13 protein-coding genes and 1 pseudogene are annotated in these 16,755 nt (G+C 43.0%); 7 read left to right on the forward strand and 7 right to left on the reverse strand.

Going from position 1 to position 16,755, the window contains the following annotated elements:
* Positions 1 to 69 precede the first annotated feature (69 nt).
* The gene (locus ACMHLI_RS04930) at positions 70 to 1,518 is read right to left on the reverse strand and encodes an AMP nucleosidase (protein ID WP_413528508.1); all 1,449 of its coding nucleotides are present in this window, start codon (positions 1,516 to 1,518) and stop codon (positions 70 to 72) included.
* A gap of 192 nt (positions 1,519 to 1,710) precedes the next feature.
* On the opposite strand from ACMHLI_RS04930, the gene ACMHLI_RS04935 reads away from it, so the two are divergent.
* Positions 1,711 to 2,247 carry a DUF2058 domain-containing protein gene (locus ACMHLI_RS04935; protein WP_413528509.1) on the forward strand — a complete coding sequence of 179 codons (537 nt, stop codon included), beginning with the start codon at positions 1,711 to 1,713 and terminating at the stop codon, positions 2,245 to 2,247.
* Positions 2,248 to 2,256: 9 nt separating this feature from the next.
* Here ACMHLI_RS04935 and ACMHLI_RS04940 read toward each other — a convergent pair whose 3' ends face one another.
* Both ACMHLI_RS04940 and ACMHLI_RS04945 read right to left on the reverse strand, forming a co-directional pair.
* Positions 2,257 to 2,955, reverse strand: coding sequence for an RluA family pseudouridine synthase (locus ACMHLI_RS04940; RefSeq protein ID WP_413528510.1), 699 nt, complete (start codon positions 2,953 to 2,955; stop codon positions 2,257 to 2,259).
* Between the two features lie 416 nt (positions 2,956 to 3,371).
* Entirely contained in the window at positions 3,372 to 4,733 is a 1,362-nt protein-coding gene (locus ACMHLI_RS04945) for a HEPN/Toprim-associated domain-containing protein (protein WP_050310678.1), read from the reverse strand.
* A gap of 884 nt (positions 4,734 to 5,617) precedes the next feature.
* On the opposite strand from ACMHLI_RS04945, the gene ACMHLI_RS04950 reads away from it, so the two are divergent.
* The 4 genes and pseudogenes from ACMHLI_RS04950 to ACMHLI_RS04965 form a co-directional block, all read left to right on the forward strand.
* Positions 5,618 to 6,556, forward strand: a complete 939-nt coding sequence (locus tag ACMHLI_RS04950) for a hypothetical protein (RefSeq protein ID WP_050310679.1) — start codon at positions 5,618 to 5,620, stop codon at positions 6,554 to 6,556.
* Between the two features lie 78 nt (positions 6,557 to 6,634).
* A complete protein-coding gene (locus ACMHLI_RS04955) occupies positions 6,635 to 7,114 on the forward strand; it encodes a hypothetical protein (protein WP_050310730.1) in 480 nt (159 codons plus the stop codon).
* Positions 7,115 to 7,135: 21 nt separating this feature from the next.
* The gene (locus tag ACMHLI_RS04960; protein ID WP_047063039.1) at positions 7,136 to 7,948 is read left to right on the forward strand and encodes a TIGR02391 family protein; all 813 of its coding nucleotides are present in this window, start codon (positions 7,136 to 7,138) and stop codon (positions 7,946 to 7,948) included.
* Between the two features lie 9 nt (positions 7,949 to 7,957).
* Positions 7,958 to 8,113: pseudogene (locus ACMHLI_RS04965) on the forward strand (restriction endonuclease); the annotation flags it as partial.
* A 209-nt stretch (positions 8,114 to 8,322) separates the two neighbouring features.
* Here ACMHLI_RS04965 and ACMHLI_RS04970 read toward each other — a convergent pair.
* Together ACMHLI_RS04970 and ACMHLI_RS04975 are read right to left on the reverse strand one after the other, a co-directional pair.
* Complete coding sequence (locus ACMHLI_RS04970; protein WP_044784805.1) at positions 8,323 to 8,943, reverse strand: hypothetical protein; 621 nt, start codon at positions 8,941 to 8,943, stop codon at positions 8,323 to 8,325.
* 2 nt (positions 8,944 to 8,945) lie between these two features.
* The gene (locus tag ACMHLI_RS04975; RefSeq protein ID WP_050310681.1) at positions 8,946 to 9,245 is read right to left on the reverse strand and encodes a DUF2188 domain-containing protein; all 300 of its coding nucleotides are present in this window, start codon (positions 9,243 to 9,245) and stop codon (positions 8,946 to 8,948) included.
* Between the two features lie 772 nt (positions 9,246 to 10,017).
* On the opposite strand from ACMHLI_RS04975, the gene ACMHLI_RS04980 reads away from it, so the two are divergent.
* Positions 10,018 to 11,103: a DUF4297 domain-containing protein gene (locus ACMHLI_RS04980; RefSeq protein WP_050310682.1), complete on the forward strand. Its 1,086-nt coding sequence runs from the start codon at positions 10,018 to 10,020 to the stop codon at positions 11,101 to 11,103.
* Between the two features lie 59 nt (positions 11,104 to 11,162).
* Positions 11,163 to 12,896: a hypothetical protein gene (locus ACMHLI_RS04985; RefSeq protein ID WP_050310684.1), complete on the forward strand. Its 1,734-nt coding sequence runs from the start codon at positions 11,163 to 11,165 to the stop codon at positions 12,894 to 12,896.
* A 190-nt stretch (positions 12,897 to 13,086) separates the two neighbouring features.
* On the opposite strand, the gene ACMHLI_RS04990 is transcribed toward ACMHLI_RS04985, so the two are convergent.
* Together ACMHLI_RS04990 and ACMHLI_RS04995 are read right to left on the reverse strand one after the other, a co-directional pair.
* Positions 13,087 to 14,754 carry a UvrD-helicase domain-containing protein gene (locus ACMHLI_RS04990; RefSeq protein ID WP_050310685.1) on the reverse strand — a complete coding sequence of 556 codons (1,668 nt, stop codon included), beginning with the start codon at positions 14,752 to 14,754 and terminating at the stop codon, positions 13,087 to 13,089.
* Positions 14,751 to 16,676 carry an ATP-dependent nuclease gene (locus ACMHLI_RS04995; protein ID WP_050310687.1) on the reverse strand — a complete coding sequence of 642 codons (1,926 nt, stop codon included), beginning with the start codon at positions 16,674 to 16,676 and terminating at the stop codon, positions 14,751 to 14,753. The genes ACMHLI_RS04990 and ACMHLI_RS04995 overlap by 4 nt, the downstream gene beginning before the upstream one ends.
* Positions 16,677 to 16,755: the final 79 nt, after the last annotated feature.

The following is a 16,755-nucleotide window of genomic DNA, read 5'->3' on the forward strand; positions in this document are numbered from 1 at the left end:
ATGGTAAAAGACTCTGCATTATGCAAAGTCTTTTTTAAGAAGCGGGGTAATTAAAGTGTTAAAAAACAATTATCGGAAAGGTGGTTCGTTAAAGGTACGTAATTTGCGTGAATGCAGATGATCGCCCTCGGCGCGCAGCAGATCGATGGCGCAGATACCGATTTGCAGATGTTCTGAGATCGCCCCTTCATAGAATTTGTTGGCCTGACCCGGCAGTTTGATTTCGCCGTGCAACGGTTTATCAGACACGCAAAGCAGGGTGCCATAAGGCACGCGGAAGCGGTAACCCTGCGCGGCAATCGTCGCACTTTCCATATCCACAGCCACCGCGCGGCTGAGATTAAAACGCAGCGCCGAGGCGGCGTAGCGCAGCTCCCAGTTGCGGTCATCGGTCGTCACCACCGTTCCTGTGCGCAGGCGTTGTTTCACTTCCTCACCCGGCATGCCGCTCATCTTTTTCGTGGCGTCGTACAGTGCGCGCTGCACTTCGGCAATGCTCGGGATCGGGATATCCGGTGGCAGGACGGCATCAAGAACATGATCATCACGCAGATAAGCATGCGCCAAAACGTAATCGCCGATCGACTGTGTTTCGCGTAATCCGCCGCAGTGACCAATCATCAGCCAGACGTGCGGGCGTAATACAGCCAGATGATCGCAAATGGTTTTGGCATTCGCCGGGCCGACGCCGATGTTCACCAGCGTTATACCCGCACCGTCGCGGGCAATCAGATGGTAGGCGGGCATCTGATGCTTTTTCCACGCCAGATCCGAAACGGCCTGTTCCGGATAGAGCGTATCGGCGGTAATAAACACGCTGCCCGCACAGGCCAGCGCTTCGTACGGACTGTCCGGATCGGCAATCTGCGCGCATGCCCAGCTGACAAATTCATCGACGTAACGGGTGTAGTTGGTGAACAGCACGTACGGCTGGAAATGCTCAATAAGCGTGCCAGTGTAATGGCGCAAACGCGCGAGGGAGAAATCAGCGCGCAGCGCGTTAAAATGCGAAAGCGGGAAGGTATCGCCGGGATAATACAGACCGTCTGCGGTTTCATCGCCAATTTGCGAAAGCTCTGTGGTCGGAAAATGTTTCGCCAGCCCGGCGCTCATTGAGCGGTCGAGCATTAAATCAGAACCGTCGATGACGTAGGAATAGGGGATCTCCTGCTGCGAGGGTACAACCTCAATCACCGCATTATATTCTTCCTCAAGCAGTGACAGCTGCTCGATCAGATAACGGTGGAACAGTTCCGGGTGGGTGACGGTGGTGGCATAACGTCCGGGGTGAGAAAAGCGGCCATAGGCGCGGGTAGGATTTTTAGCGGGCGTTACGCCGTCCCAACTCACCCGTAGTTCCGGGTAAACGAATAATCCCGCTGCGCGCGCCGCCACGTCCGGCAGCGTGCCCTGAACGATGAAATCTTTAATCGCATCCCGCAGTGCCGCGACCGAGTTATTGTACATCTCTTCGAGTTTATCAATCGCCTCTACAGCGGTAAGTGACTTGTTATCCATACGCTTTTCCTTTTTTCTTCGTTCATCATCAGGTCACTCTAAATATGGCGGGTCTGGCCGGTGACGCCAATGTTTTATTGGTACGGGAGGAGTAAAAATCACGCGGTACAGTGTTCAGCCCCTGCAATCTGGCATAGCATCAAAAATTACAGGTATAATCCCGCACATTATTCAACGGATTTAGAAACGAACATGACAAAACTTACCTTACAAGAGCAGCTGCTAAAAGCGGGATTAGTGTCCAGCAAAAAAATGGACAAAGTCCAGAGAACGGCGAAAAAATCACGCGTTCAGGCCCGTGAGGCCAGAGAAGCAGTGGAAGAGAATAAAAAGGCGCAGATTGAGCGTGATAAACAACTGAGCGAGCAACAAAAGCAAGCGGCCTTGTCGAAAGAACATAAAGCTCAGGTAAAGCAGCTGATTGAAATGAACAAAATCGATTCAAAAGGCGATATCGGCTTTAACTTCACAGACAATAATTTGATCAAAAAAATCTTTGTGGATAAGACCACTCAGGCTCAGCTGATCAGCGGCCGTCTCGCTATCGCCCGTCTGCTGGTCGAGAGCAGCGGCGAAAGCCAGTATGCGATTATTCCCGCCAGCGTCGCCGATAAAATTGCCCAGCGCGACGCCAGCAGCATCGTACTAAACAGTGCGCTGAGTCAGGAAGAGCAGGATGAAGAAGATCCGTATGCTGACTTTAAAGTGCCCGATGATTTGATGTGGTAATCGACGTTTTCAGAACGGGCTGTCATTACGGGCAGCGACCGGCTCTTCGCTGACCGGATGCACAAAATGCAGCTCACTGGCGTGCAGCATCAGCCGCGGTGTCCGTTCAGTGCCTGGCAGCAGAAGGCCACCGTACAGGTCACAGCCTAAAATAGGGTGGCCGAGCTGCTGGCAATGGATGCGCAGCTGGTGCGTACGACCGGTTTCCGGGATGAGATCTACCCGCGTCAATGGCAGTAACTTTCCATCTTCCCGCTCGTGATAAATCCGCTCAGCGACCCGATATCGGGAGCGGGCGGGTTTACCCGTCATTGCGCAAATCGACATCAGCGGAAACAGCGCCGGATCTTTGGCAATCGCCGCGTCTATTATCCCTTCGTCTTCATCCAGATGTCCGCACAGCAGGGCGCTGTACACTTTGGTCACCGTACGGTTGCTGAACTGCTGGCAGAGTGCGGCGTTTATTGCCTTATTGCGGGCAACCACCATCAGCCCGGACGTCCCGAAATCAAGACGGTGGACCAGCGTGCAGCCGGGGAACAGCTTTACCAGCCGGTGATGCACTGAATCGAGGTTTTGCGGATTCTTTCCTGAAAGGCTGAGCAGCCCGGAAGGTTTATTGATCAGCACCAGATGATCGTCCTGATAGAGGATATCTATCTGGTCATGGCACGGCGGGGCAATAAAAGTATCGATAATGGCTGACATCAGACTGGCCGGAAGGAAAGTGGGGGGCGGATGATAACGAATTTTACGGCGGCTGACGAATCACGCCCTAAACTGTCTTCCATAAAATTACAAAAGCAAAAAGCCCGCTTAGTTTCCTAAGCGGGCTTTTCTAATTTGGCTCCTCTGACTGGGATCGCCTTTGCCAGTAGCTGGCTAATAAATAAGCTAAACCTGAAAACTCTCCCTGTCAAGACCACCAGAATGACCACCAATCAAAACTGATTAAATAAAACTGATTAGAGCGGTCTCGTGCATTTGGTGATCGCTACTATTGTCACATCTATAAGGGCTGTCTGTTCTGTGCCAGAAACGGACACCCAATATGCCGTATTGTAATATTTGAATGACGTGATACACAATATTATTTTCAGGTTGTTAAAAATAATTCAATGGAGTTAAACTTTTTCTTCAGTCCATATATTTGGATAGTGACTCTTTATTTTTTCAATACGTATTGATCCAGATAATTTGGAACAAGCATCAATGATCGCATTAAGCAAAGCCTCAAGTTTGGAGGTGTCATATTTACTTTCGATAAGCTTAGCTTCTGATGTATCAAGATATCTTTTTGCGTAATACTCTTTAAATTCAAGTGCGCCTTGATACATCCCGGTCTCTTTTTTATAGTTAGTCCATCTAACAGTGTATGAGTCATATTCACTATATGTTAAATCCAAGTAACACTCTATAGCGGCAGCAGTTCCATTAATATTGGATAAGGTTAGGCCGTCTGGGCCACAAGTAGGGAAACTTTCAAACTCCTTAAGATTCGGAAGACATATGCAACTCATATTATGAGGAAGCTTCATCTTTATGATTTTCTTGAAAGCTTCAACCCCTTCACTATCATTGTCGAGTACAAAAATGATTTGGTTCTGTACATCAATTTTTACTAATCCCTCAGCAAACTTTGATAATCCCCCAGTGCCGGGGAATGGATGGCCAGATGTTACATCGATGAAACGAAAAAATTCACAAACGCTAGGCTTAATTAGCTTAAATGCCTTTTGTAATATATGTGAGTCCGAGGAACCTTCAGTTGCTATGAGAAAAGAATTTTCACGGTTAATTTCAGTTTTTATTTGGTTAATGTGAACCCATCCGTTAGCGACTATTTCCCCATAGTCCCACTCGACATACTCACTAAGATTATGTTTGTTTTCACTTAAAAGTTTGATCATAGAGTATGGATGAAGTATGTTTATGACACTGAAAAACGCTGTTTTTTCTGACCAGTAAAAGTTGTTATAAGGATCATAGAGAGGAATTCTTTTTAAAATGTCGTTAGGGAATAACTTCAAAATGAAATTATCATTCTCTGTTTTTTTTGAATTATCAAAGTCGATATCTTTATCGTTTAACTCCCCCAGATCATAGCTCTTAAGTAAGCCCAGAAACTCATCAAAACTAAAAAGATTTTCTAAAGGTTCCCAATTATCGGGATAGGCTTCAATCATTTCGTTTCTTTGATAAACCTCATGCTTTACAAGATTTTCATATTCCGCACGAATAGCAGTAAGAGAAAAACCAAGTAACTCAACCCGTTCAGCTACTGCTGCAAGAGGCTTCCTGAGTACGGTCCACTGAAGGCGTCTTTCTTCATCAATTTCATCGGTTTCTTCCAGATCATAGCGTTCGTGCTGAGGTATCATTATGTGGTCGGTTGACTGGAACAATGCACCATGATCAACACCTAAGCTATTTTTACTCCAATCTAGCGTTGCACCTGAAACCTTAAGTGAAATTTCCGTGCCCATAATTCCTCTTTTAAACTGTTGGCAATCACTTAATTAAACCATCAGGAATATCATCTGTCATCAACTATGCTATGAAATTACAAGCGGTATAATGTCTTCAAAATTCAAAGTGAATATCAATCATTATAAATTAATCCAAGGGCAGAACCAAGCGATCGGCTCGTTGCAGATTATCGCGCTGTAAGTTACGTATTGCACCATCGGAGGTGAGAACAATTATGAGCTTCCACTTTTTGCTCATAGCGGATCTGACAGCCAACAGGACTGGCCGCTTTGTGCCAGCAGTAGGCGTTGCTAACGGCGTAATGTGTCACTCAACGCGGAGCAGTCAAACTAATTAATAGACTTTGTCTCTTCCCTAAATTTGTTTGGTAAACACAGTCAATCAGTGGGTAGCATCATCTACATATTTTTAGACGGACTTTTGGCTTTCAGATGTTGACACGAGGGGCTTACTTGAGCACTTTGAGTCATTCTTCCATCTCGGCCAGATCCCGCACAACGCATCGTAGCGTCAGATCAAAGCGAGGCGGAAATTCACTTCCGCACCCATCTCGTAGATAGTCGTTTTGGCTACAAGGCCAATCTCAATCTGCCTCAGCTCTTGGCGACGGATTGTGTTAAGAAATAGCAGAACGCCGTTTTTGATTAATTGAGACAGGTCGTTAAGGACACTCGATCCGGAGATTTGTTTTGTGCGCGAGCTACAGTGCTGCTGTCGCGTCCAGTTTACTAATAAGTTATTCTGCATTTCAAACTCCGTGGGCATTTGGCGAAGCAAGGTTTGCCACCAATATTTGGTGCTTTTCATTGGGTAACGGCGGAAATTCACAGGGACGTAGTAAGGTTTACCGAAGACTAATAGCAGCAGAAAAGGAGCGAGTATGGCGACGATAACGGTTTCTCCGGTTCATTTTGAGGACTACAGTGGTATCCAGTTCGAGCGCCTAGTTTTTGCATACCACCTGCGCGCGGGTTGGCATGATCTGATTTGGCACGGTCAATCAGGAGGTGATCAAGGGCGAGATATCTCGGGTATTGAACCATTTGATGACCAGCCAGCACGTAAGACCATCATCCAATGCGCGAACCGAGACACATTGACACTGGCAAAAGCTAAGAGCGACATGAGTAAGTCGATTAAAGCAACTGGCAGTGTCCCAGACGTCTTTAAGTTCGTCTCTCGTGGTGCGGTCTCGGATGCTGGCAGAACGCGCATCGAGCAAGCAGCAGCTTCCTTGGGCGTCAGGCATGTAACGATATGGTCGGGCGTAGAGTTCGAAGAAAACTTGCGTCTTCGTGCTGAATATCTGCTGCACCGTTTTGTCCAGGGCGTCGAGTTTCCTGATGTTGAAGCTGATATTCAAAAATTCACGGATGATTTTCCCGACCTTTCCGACGCCGATGTTCTGCAACTGATGGCTGCCGTATTTGACCGGCCAGCATTTCGCACACCGTTTCAACAAGAAAGTTCTCTCCCTGCTTTTCAGAAGGCAATCGAAGATACCATTGGCGCACTAAATACAGGTTTGTGGAGAACGCGTGAGGGCGTCGAGATCAGGCGCATTCCTTCGATCCACCATCTCAAAAATCAACGCATCCAGACAGTGATGGGAAAAGTGGTTCGTCAGGTCGACCAACTGCGGCGCATCTTCGTAACTCGGCTTAAGGAAGGGGAAATCAGACCTTGTGGATGTGGTCAGCCCGATTGCCCCACGTTTACGCTCACGCAACGCGTGGCTGACGAGCTAGACGACGCGAGACAGAGAATCTTCACGACGTTTCAATCAGTGTATACTTCCTTCAGTGTGAGCCTTAGTTAGGCAATGAAAAATGGAACCTACAGCGTACTCATTCTTCTTGAAAGCCCAATATAATTTCTTAAGTATGCGAATGTGATGATGGCACTGACCCCGGAACAAATTCACTACCTCAACCAATATGCACCAGGCGAAGCTGTGTCACATGCATTATCCGAGCTACTATTCATTGATCATGATCTTCTCGGTATCGATGCTAACGAACGGTCGATTACCTTTCGCTTTGCGATGTACCTCCAACAATGTTTCCCCGGTTGGACTGTAGATTGCGAATACAACCGGGACAGCATTGACCCTAAACGGCTCAGACATTTGGAACTTTATCCAGACAGCGAAGACGTTGAGGCAAAGACAGTATTTCCTGATGTGATCGTGCATCGGCGAGGTACACGACAGAATCATTTGGTCTTGGAGTTCAAAAAATCAACGAGTCGCGTAGATAGAGAGATCGATCTACTAAAACTTCGAGGTTATAAGCAGCAGCTTGGTTACGAGCACGCTCTGTTTGTGGAGGTCGGCACCGAAGGGCAATCGATCATCACGGCGCTCGAGTGGGCCTGAGAGGTGATAGAAAGATAATTCATGATACGTATTCCATCATTCAACTCTCAGCACCTTGAGGCCGCCTGTCGCGTCCTTGCTGATACCGAACGTGGCTTGAGTGGGTCGCAGATCGAGCGACTGCTACAAGAAATTAAAGTTGCGGACACATCGCCAGGAATGACAAAGTGGAAACGTCTGTTTAATGCGCTCGCAGGTGCGCAGAACCAGTATCAGGTCGGCAACCATCTTATTATGTTCATTAACCGTGCGATGAACCCGGTTAATTACGCCCGTGATCCATCGGTGTTTGCCTGGCGACGTGATGAACTCAATGTTGTCCTGGCTTTTTCCGGTTTTTATATCCGTGAGGATGGTAAGGTCGCGAGCGCCGCTAAAGTAACGACTCTGGATTCTGCTCGAGCCCGCGCTGGGCGACTTAAGGCTGCACTCGAAAGCCGTGCTGTGCATGCGGAAGTTTTGAACTATTGCCGTGCCGAACTTCTTGACGAAAACTATTTTCATGCCGTCTTCGAGGCGACGAAGGGGGTTGCGGAACGTATTCGTCAGTTGTCCGGGTTGAGCGGTGATGGTGCTGACTTGGTGAACAAGGCATTTACCGGACAACAACCTGTTCTGACTTTGGGATCGCTTACCACCGACTCAGAAAAGAGCGAACAGAAAGGTTTTGCGAATCTACTGATTGGTCTATTCGGCGCTGTGCGCAATCCACTAGCCCATGCGCCTAAGAAGAATTGGCCCATGTCTGAACTGGATGCGCTGGACATCCTTACGTTGGTTTCGCTTATTCATCGCAAGCTGGATGGCACACACAAAAAAATAGCCTCCCCATAGGAGAGTTGCATGAGCTATACGGACTGGCGAGTTTATCAGGAGGCCATTGTAGAGGTATTTAGACGTCTTGGATGTAATGCTCTGATTGACTATAGAGGCAAAGGCAATCGAGCGGCTCATGATATTGACGTCTTCGCGATCTTTCTTCGACCGGGTAGTGGATGTCGAATCGTGGCGGTGGGAGGGTAAGTAAACGCTAAAACGAAGAATTTATTATTGGCGTTATTACAATATATCGAATGGCCTTATTAGAGGAATATACAGTCTGATATTTTAATCCATTAGTACAACCGGCTATCTTCATTTGTCTCGGAGGCAATGCTGTTATTCATGTTTCATTAAGGGGCATATGGATTGATTGCCCCTGTTTAGAGTTATGCTGCTGCTGCATAAAACTCTATGTAACATTCAATAATGCTGGTTTTATCATTAAAAGTAAGCTCATGCTCAACTAGTTGTAGTTGAGCACACAGCGCTGGCTTAATTCCTAAGAATCTACGGTAGTCTTCAATAATTATTGCTGCAGATGGGATTCTCTGAACGATTCTGTATGAGGATAAACAGTCCCTTATGATTTTTATGAATTTTTCAGGGCTATTGTCATGTGACATAATGTCTTGTCCTGAAATATCTGAAATATATTTTTGATATCGGTATTTTTCATTGTCGACAATAATTGCTAGTTTGCTTTTTTGATTTTTACTCGAGCCAAATTTTTTAGCACCAAGAAATAACCCTAGTTCCAATGGCATATTAAATCTAGGCAAATTATTGACGTGATCTAATTCAGTTCTAGATATGTCATGGATTCCAATTTTACAATCCTTGATTATGCGATTTATTTTATCGAGCCGTTGATCACCAGCGTCATTTATTTCCAATGCGCATCGAGGTTTAAAATTACAACGGTAAACTGCAAACAATGCTGCATCAATAAAATCAGTGTAAGCATCGTCAAATGGGCAATTTATAAAAACATTAGTCTCATAGCTCATACTTACGCCTTGTTTTTTTCTAAGTTGTCAGCAAGGATTTTAAATATCTCTTTCTTAGCTATTCTGTTGCTAGTATTTGCCCTTTTAATGTTCCAATTTTCGCTGTTCTGGCTAATGACATCACGTATTTTTCCATCTGCAGAATGAATGGACACAATCCCTCCATTCTTAATTAAATTTCTTGCTGCCTCTATAGCATCTTTTTGTGTCCTGTAATTTTGACTGGTAGCTATCTTTTCATTTTTGGCCGACAATATTCGCCAATCAGCGCCAGATTTAACAATGGTATAGTAGTTTTTCATGAACTCCCCCATTCAGTTAGAAAAATTAAGGCACTAGCTGCTTTAAGATTCAGCATACCTTACAGCCTAGTTTTTGTCAGCGAGCTTCGTACGGTTGAAAAAATTTTTTCAATAAGAGTGATACTTATCAAACATATTCACAGGTAAAGACCATCAGATCACCTAAAACTGATGAAAAGAAACACTGTCAAAAAACCTGTTGTTTTAGACGCGCAAGAGGCGCCCATACAAACAATGTTGCATTGGGGTCTCCTGTGATCTTTTCGTTCAATTATAGGCTTACGGCTGATCGTTTCCTAACACAACCCGTCCCGCTAGGATTAATGACAGGCGTTATGTGCACTTGTACGACAGAACAATGTCAGGAAGGTGAACTATCAGGCAATACGAAGACAAAATCACACTACATAACGGAGAAAACATCATGACAATTTCCCTGCATACCCAGATTAGCGTCCTTAACACAGCAGTGGCGACAAGCGCACATTACTCTGTGTATTTGTTGAGGTTAGCTGATTCATACCATACTATTTGATACCCTCGTTCTGTTTAAAGTACTGTATAAAAACCTAGTAACTCAAAGGGTCGCAAGGGAAGAAAATTGAAACACCCAAGGTTGCATCTGATGGGCTGCACTCTATCCATGTGATGGATCTACTGTGGAAGGGGCTAAAAAGCATGATCTGATAGACTTTGTGTCCTTCATAAATTAAATTGATAAGAAATATTAATGGTGAGCCGAGTCATCTCCACTAGAAGGATGGACTTATCAATGGAAAGTAATATTTTAGGTCATGCTCAGAGAGAAACTTCAGGAGCAACTACATTTGGAAAATATAATTTCCAATATCATTGGGCTTTATGCAGAATAATTGAAAAACATAAATCCAATGCAGACTATGCATTATTAATTGAATATCATGAGGATGTCGTTATCGCAGACTCATTGTTTGGCAGTTCGGCGAAATTTGAATTTTTTCAAGTGAAAAATACTGGGAATTCCTTCACTGTTGACTCTTTAACTAAACGAGTAAAAGGTGCAGAGGGACTTAAGAACTCCATTCTAGGAAAACTATTAAGCTCATGTATAGGCACTGAGTATGAAACACGTATTACGGAAATAGGTCTTGTATCCGCTAGTGGCTTCTCATTTGATCAGAAAGATAATAAGTTAAAGTTAGATATTATAACTTCGGGTGATCTTAGCGTGGATTGTCTATCGGGCTTAACTGGGAAATTAAAGTCCGAGCTTGGGATAGATATTTTTCCAGAAAATCTAAAGTTCATCATTCCAAAAATAAAGTTAGAAAATCAAGAAGAATTCGTTATTGCCAGATTTGCTGAATTAGTAAATGAAATATTTCCAAATAGTCATTGTAATGCTGTCAATATTTATAGGGCAATTATCGACGAGATTCATCGCAAAGGACAGAATACTTACGACTTTACTATGTGGGAGAAAATGGTAGAGGATAAGTCTCTCACATCTCATACGGTAAAAGATGTCATAGCTGTAAATACAACGAGTCCAAAATTTGAAGACTTTGAGAAAGACTTTGAGTATTTAGCTAAAAGCGATATGAAATGGAATACCTTAACATATCGAAAGATGGTAAAAAAAATAAAACAAATTTACTTACGTAGAGTCGGGTATGCTTCAGCTTTTGATATGAATATAATGAGAATAGCTCAACAGGCGCTCAGTAATGTTCCGGAAGAAGACTATACTGAAACAAGCGATTACATTAAGGCAGTTGTTATGAAAGCTAAACAGCTGAATATTGAAAGCCAAATCCCAGAAGATGATGATATACTTTGCGAGATAATTTACTGTTTTTTGAAGGTGATGCATGAATAATATAAAAATAACAAAAGAACATTATAAATTATTAATTAGAAATTTAAGGAACAAGAAAAATGAGAAGCTTGCAATTTCAACGATTGGTTCTGATATCAGATTCGAAAAGACTTGCGAATCAGTTCACGTTCCCGAAGAGATTGAATCTAATTACAGGAGAAGATAACAGTATCGGCAAGTCCACTCTAGCCAAGAGTTTACTATGGTCGCTAGGATGCGATCCAGTTATCGACGAAGAATGGAAATCAAATGACATTAAATCGATATTATATTTCACTATAAATAATAAAGAATATTTTTCTTGCCGTGGAAGCCACTCAATAATTTTGGGCGCTATCGATGGTGAAGCGAAAAGATACACACATATAACTGGTGATTTTTCACAAGACCTATCAGATCTTGTTAACTTTAAAATGAAGCTTCCTAATCGGACTGATGGGAAATTAGAGACTCCTCCGCCAGCATATTATTTTTTACCATTCTATATTGATCAGATAAAAAGCTGGAGTTCACCTTGGGATTCATTTGAAAACTTAGGTCAGTATGCCAACTGGAAAAAATCGTTAATAAAGTATTTTACTGGCTATCTGAAACCAGAACATTTTGAATTAGAAGAAGAAATTTATGAATATAGTGAGGTAAAAAAAGAATCAACAGCAAAAATAGAAAAATTTCAAAGCGCAGTTGACGTCATAGTTGATAATTCTGCTGATATCACCATAGCATTAGATAATGAGAAATTTAGCGAAATTCAGAAAGAGATAAATACTGAGCTTCAAGAGTTTATCGATTACCAAAGGAGGCTTTATGATGCTCAGGCTACGATTACCTCAAATATATATGATCTCGAAAAACAGTATGAATTAGCCACCAGTTCTGCAAACGAACTCGAAGAAGATTATAAGTTTGCGGTCGAATCTATACCGACAGATCATTTAGAGTGCCCATTGTGTGGTACTCTTCACGATAACTCACTGACTAACAGAGCATTGCTTCTTTCAGAGAAGGATTCGCTACTTGACGAGGCAAACTCAATAGCATCAGAAATAGAGGCGCTTAGATCCTCATTATTTGAGTTAAATGAGGTAGCTCAATTTGCTACTAATGAAATTGAAAGAATTAATAAGAAGTATCTCACCGATGACAATGCGGGCGAAAAAACACTCATTACACAAGTAATTGATGCTATTTCGAAAGAAAAGGTCTCAAGAAGTATTCAAGTTAAAATTGATAATGAAGATCTTAAAATCAGCAAAGCCAATAACTCTGTCGCCGAATTGAAAAAAGATCAGAGAAAACTTCTTTCAAACAAGGATAAGGAAGAACTGAATTCTTCTTTTATGTCAAAGCTATTGGGAAATATTGAAGCACTAGGATCAACAGGAGTAAATCTTAGCAAAGTGAAATCACCTACTGATTATAAACAGTTACTTGGTGGCGGTGCTGCTGAGGCTGCCAGGGGATTGCTTGCTTATCAACTCTCCGTACTGCAACAAATACATAGTGCTAAAACTTGCATAGTGCCTCCTTTCGTCATTGATACACCCAACCAGCAAGAACAGGCGGGGCATCGTTATGAAACCGTCATCAAAGAACTAATGCGCAGTATCCCAGAGGACTATCAGATAATACTGTGTGCAATGGAGAATAATGCATTAAATGAATTTAAAAATGATGCCAATGTTATTACATTAAATTCTGGAAAGTTATTGGATTCTTCCCAATATGACTCTCTAAGATCTGAGTATAAAAACATTCAATTGGCTGTAAGAGAAACGAGGGATGATGATTAAACAATAAATATTATTTGTAACTTTATGCATAGTAGCGAGTATATTGCTATATACTATATGAATCTTACTTAGCGCTGATCTAATTTTATATAGTAGAGCTAAGTAATTATTCATGACCTTTCTGTGAGGCGGAGAGTGGTCTTTTCAAAATTACTACGGCGTTTAACAAATAGTTGAACGCTGCTAATTATTACCGTTTAATAAATGGTGTAACATAACCAATATATTCGGATTGAACAGTTCGATGGACTTCCCAACGTTTGGCATTAGCAGGCCGTTCACGCTGTGCAGCATGAGTTAAAAATAATCGTCTCTTCGTCCGTGAAACACCAACGAAGAATGCACATCGATTCTCATCTTGGTTACCAAAGAAAATCTCGTTTTCCACCGCCATTATAATTACAGAATCGAACTCAAGCCCTTTGCTTTTGTGAATGGTTAAAATTCTGACTGCTTGGTCATCCGTAAACCGTCCAAGAGCTTGTGGCAAATCTGATTCAATTTCAAGCAACTCTTCAATCCTTGCTTTGGTATCACGAAAAACTTCCTGTAGACGCTTGTGTGATTCGTAATCAGGTGATAGGGCTACGATTGTATCAGTGCCAATATGTTTTAAAAACTCCTTTACAAACTTCCACCAACAAGAAAAAGGTGAATCAAGCTGTTCAGCACTAGTTGCTTCTTTGCGCTGTTTTTTTAACAAACGATCAAGGTCCTTTCGCGCACAGGACTGTACTTCTTCATCAGCAAAAGGAATCAGCTGATTCATCAGACGGATCCAAGCCTTGGGTTCACGCTTTCCATAGAGGCATGAAAGATAATCTACGATTAAACGTGCAACTGGCTCAACAGTAATATCCTGCATTTGCTGCTCGTTTCGATATGGAATTCCTCGTAATTCCAGCTCCATCATTAGGTGGTCAGCATAGAGATCTAACTGCTTAGAAACTAAGACGGCAATTTCTGTTGGTGCCAATCCTTCTTTATTAATCCAGTCATTAATAATATTTGCCAAATAAATGGCTTCTTCTTGACTGTTTCTGAAACTCTCGACATGAATCTCACCTTCGTCACCATTCAATTGTTCATCTGGCATGACAGATGCAAGATCAAGCCGACGAATTATTTCGTTTTGTACTCGCAGCAATTGTGGCTTTGACCGGAAATTTCGGTACATGTTAAGTGGAACTGCATTGAAATCATCAGTAAATGTTTGGAATATACCATCCATCGCTCCCGCCCAACCCATGATTTTTTGCTTGGTATCACCTACTGCAGTAAGCCGGATTTTAGTCCCTAGAAAAGCAAGTTTAACCAATTCATATTGCAAATTTGTACAATCCTGAAATTCATCAAGGAAAATATCGCTGTAAGTCTGACGAATAGAATTACGAGCAATTTTTGAGTTTTGCAATATTTTAATAGCCAACGGAACAAGATCACTAAATTCGATTTGGGAACGAGAAATACTGATTTTCTTATCAACGATCGTATAGTCTGAATCTAATGCCTCTCTTCCTTTCAGTACTGGTCTAAAGCGATCAATTATTCGCTTGGCAAATGCATGGAAAGTATAACTATCGAAACGGGAGGCAAGGTCTGCACCACAGCGCCGTTCGACGCGCTCTTTTAGATTTCTACTAGCATCAACCTTGAAGGAGATAGCGAGAATCCGCTTCGGATACCGACATGTCCCTGTCCGTAACAGGAAATCTGCCCGCTGCGCAAGCATTTCAGTTTTACCTGCGCCCGGTCCAGCGGTAAGAGCTAAGCAACGTTTGCGGGCTTTTGCTGCTCGTTTTGCATTTGGTTCCAGCGTTAATCCATCTGCGGGTTGCCATGCTTCAATAGGAATCATTCAGGTAATTCTCCAAGTTTGGCAATAACGGCATCAACTAGTCTATTAAGCGACTCTGGCATATTCGCAATTAATTTTTTGTCGCTTAGTTTCGCTAGAGCATCAATGTGTGCGGCGGGCTTACTACCTAATTTAAAACGTAGATGATATGTAGCGAAAAAACTCTGTTCATCTACGCTATATTGAGAAATATTGTCATAGCTTTTGCCAAGCACTGCTTTTATTGTTGACTCATCCGGCTCCTCTTTTTCAACTCCATAAGCTTCGGGATAAGCTAGCAACATGGAAAAGTCCAAATCCATAGGAAAGGAAAAAAACACAGATCGGTTTTCAAGTTCTTTGAAAATGTCTTGAGTGCCTTTATTAAAAAAATGGTGAGTTCTTATTGGCGTAGTTTCATCATTCCATTTTGTAATTTTCCATTCTGTAGGAAGTACTTTCTCCGGCTCAAATGCTGCAAGCTGATCGTTAACGTATTTAATTCGCCCCCATCCAGCGCCATACCGAGCTACATCCAGATCAAGCAAAGTCAGATAGGGAATCTGCAGTGCTGAAAGCAACCGCCAGAAATGATTTACATGCCTGCCACCTAACGGTGCTACCGTAATAGCTGATTCATCCACAGGAGTGCCTTTAACTTGGAGCAAACGAGGCAGTACGATTCCTTCACTATCTCCTTCACCAAGCACAACCAAGCGTGAGAAATAGATCTCAGGGAATGCTTGTACAGCCTCTCTCACAAATTTATGTGCTTCATCTGTTTTAGGGGGCAATTTGATACACGTAATTCGTGTTTTTCTTTCCTCAGTAAGTCGTAGATAACGTATAAATTTAGGATCAACTCTTCGTAACATTGATGGTGCATGAGTAGCAATTAAGGCTTGAGCATCAATATTTTTTGCCATGGTATTCAAGGCACTGACGATACGTCCCAGGTAATGGGGAGAAAGGCTATTCTCTGGTTCTTCCACTGCGACCAGCGTAAAAATCGGAGGGCGCAACTTGTCGGGATCAAATGTAACATCTTCCTCTGCGAGAACAGCTCTACCGATCGCTTGAGATGATAGAACAAGAGAAAGGTAAAGCATCGATTTTTGACCATCGCTCAACCGAGAAAAATCGACAAGCGAGCCATCATGGCCGGGAGTAAATGAAACCGATAAATGGCGTAGCAATGCTTCAATCTCCGAAGCCACAAATGTAATTTTAGGATCTGAGAAAAATTTACCTTTGTGTAGGGTTGCCCAAGTTAATTTCAAACTTTCACTGAAAGCATTGATGGAGGGATTAGCTGCTAGGCTGTCGCTTATCTGGTTGGTTAATCCTCTAATCGTATTACGTTCATCATCCCAACGAACAGCACGGAGTAAACGTCCGAGTAAAGCGTTAGCACCGTAAGCAATATGGTCTGCAGGGTCCCGTCTGGCTGGTAAGTAGTGAACTTGAATATTATTACGCTCTGCCCTGGTTACTTGAGCTGTGGTTTGAGGTGAGCTATCAGGACTGACATCCAAAACATATACTAAGTTTTCTTCTATATCCCCATCTGTTCCCATAGTAGCAGTGAGGCGAAAACGCACACGTGGAATACCTTCTGGCTCATCAAGTCGCATGTGACCAAAATAAGGAGCCACAGTACTGTTATCCTCGTCCTCCGCAAGTTCGTGAAACAGAAAGTCAGCTTCAATCCACAACTGTCTCTCAGGAGGAAATTCATCCTCATCAAAAGGGACATGGAAATCTGTTCGCTGGACACGACGCAATGTTGGATCAAACGCAAAAAGTCGGCATAAAGCCTGAAGTGCTGCTGTTTTACCTGATCCATTAGGACCAATGAGATAGGTCACATCTTCCAAGCTTAGTTCAGTTGGTTCTTTGCCAAAAGACTGGAAACCAGATAACCGAATTGCTTCAAGCTTCATTCTACTTCTTCCCTCAGTACAAGTTATCCATTGAATTGATAAGCGAACCCACTTGTTGTTAATAATACGGTAGCCATTC

This window comes from Rahnella inusitata (assembly GCF_965118895.1).
Lineage (GTDB): Bacteria > Pseudomonadota > Gammaproteobacteria > Enterobacterales > Enterobacteriaceae > Rahnella > Rahnella inusitata_A.

Coding starts and splice junctions, on each gene's coding strand:
- ACMHLI_RS04930 (WP_413528508.1), bottom strand. CDS start 1,518: ATGGATAACAAGTCACTTACCGCTGTAGAGGCGATTGATAAACTCGAA.
- ACMHLI_RS04975 (WP_050310681.1), bottom strand. CDS start 9,245: ATGAAAAACTACTATACCATTGTTAAATCTGGCGCTGATTGGCGAATA.
- ACMHLI_RS04945 (WP_050310678.1), bottom strand. CDS start 4,733: ATGGGCACGGAAATTTCACTTAAGGTTTCAGGTGCAACGCTAGATTGG.
- ACMHLI_RS04970 (WP_044784805.1), bottom strand. CDS start 8,943: ATGAGCTATGAGACTAATGTTTTTATAAATTGCCCATTTGACGATGCT.
- ACMHLI_RS04985 (WP_050310684.1), top strand. CDS start 11,163: ATGAGAAGCTTGCAATTTCAACGATTGGTTCTGATATCAGATTCGAAA.
- ACMHLI_RS04955 (WP_050310730.1), top strand. CDS start 6,635: ATGGCACTGACCCCGGAACAAATTCACTACCTCAACCAATATGCACCA.
- ACMHLI_RS04980 (WP_050310682.1), top strand. CDS start 10,018: ATGGAAAGTAATATTTTAGGTCATGCTCAGAGAGAAACTTCAGGAGCA.
- ACMHLI_RS04935 (WP_413528509.1), top strand. CDS start 1,711: ATGACAAAACTTACCTTACAAGAGCAGCTGCTAAAAGCGGGATTAGTG.
- ACMHLI_RS04950 (WP_050310679.1), top strand. CDS start 5,618: ATGGCGACGATAACGGTTTCTCCGGTTCATTTTGAGGACTACAGTGGT.
- ACMHLI_RS04990 (WP_050310685.1), bottom strand. CDS start 14,754: ATGATTCCTATTGAAGCATGGCAACCCGCAGATGGATTAACGCTGGAA.
- ACMHLI_RS04995 (WP_050310687.1), bottom strand. CDS start 16,676: ATGAAGCTTGAAGCAATTCGGTTATCTGGTTTCCAGTCTTTTGGCAAA.
- ACMHLI_RS04960 (WP_047063039.1), top strand. CDS start 7,136: ATGATACGTATTCCATCATTCAACTCTCAGCACCTTGAGGCCGCCTGT.
- ACMHLI_RS04940 (WP_413528510.1), bottom strand. CDS start 2,955: ATGTCAGCCATTATCGATACTTTTATTGCCCCGCCGTGCCATGACCAG.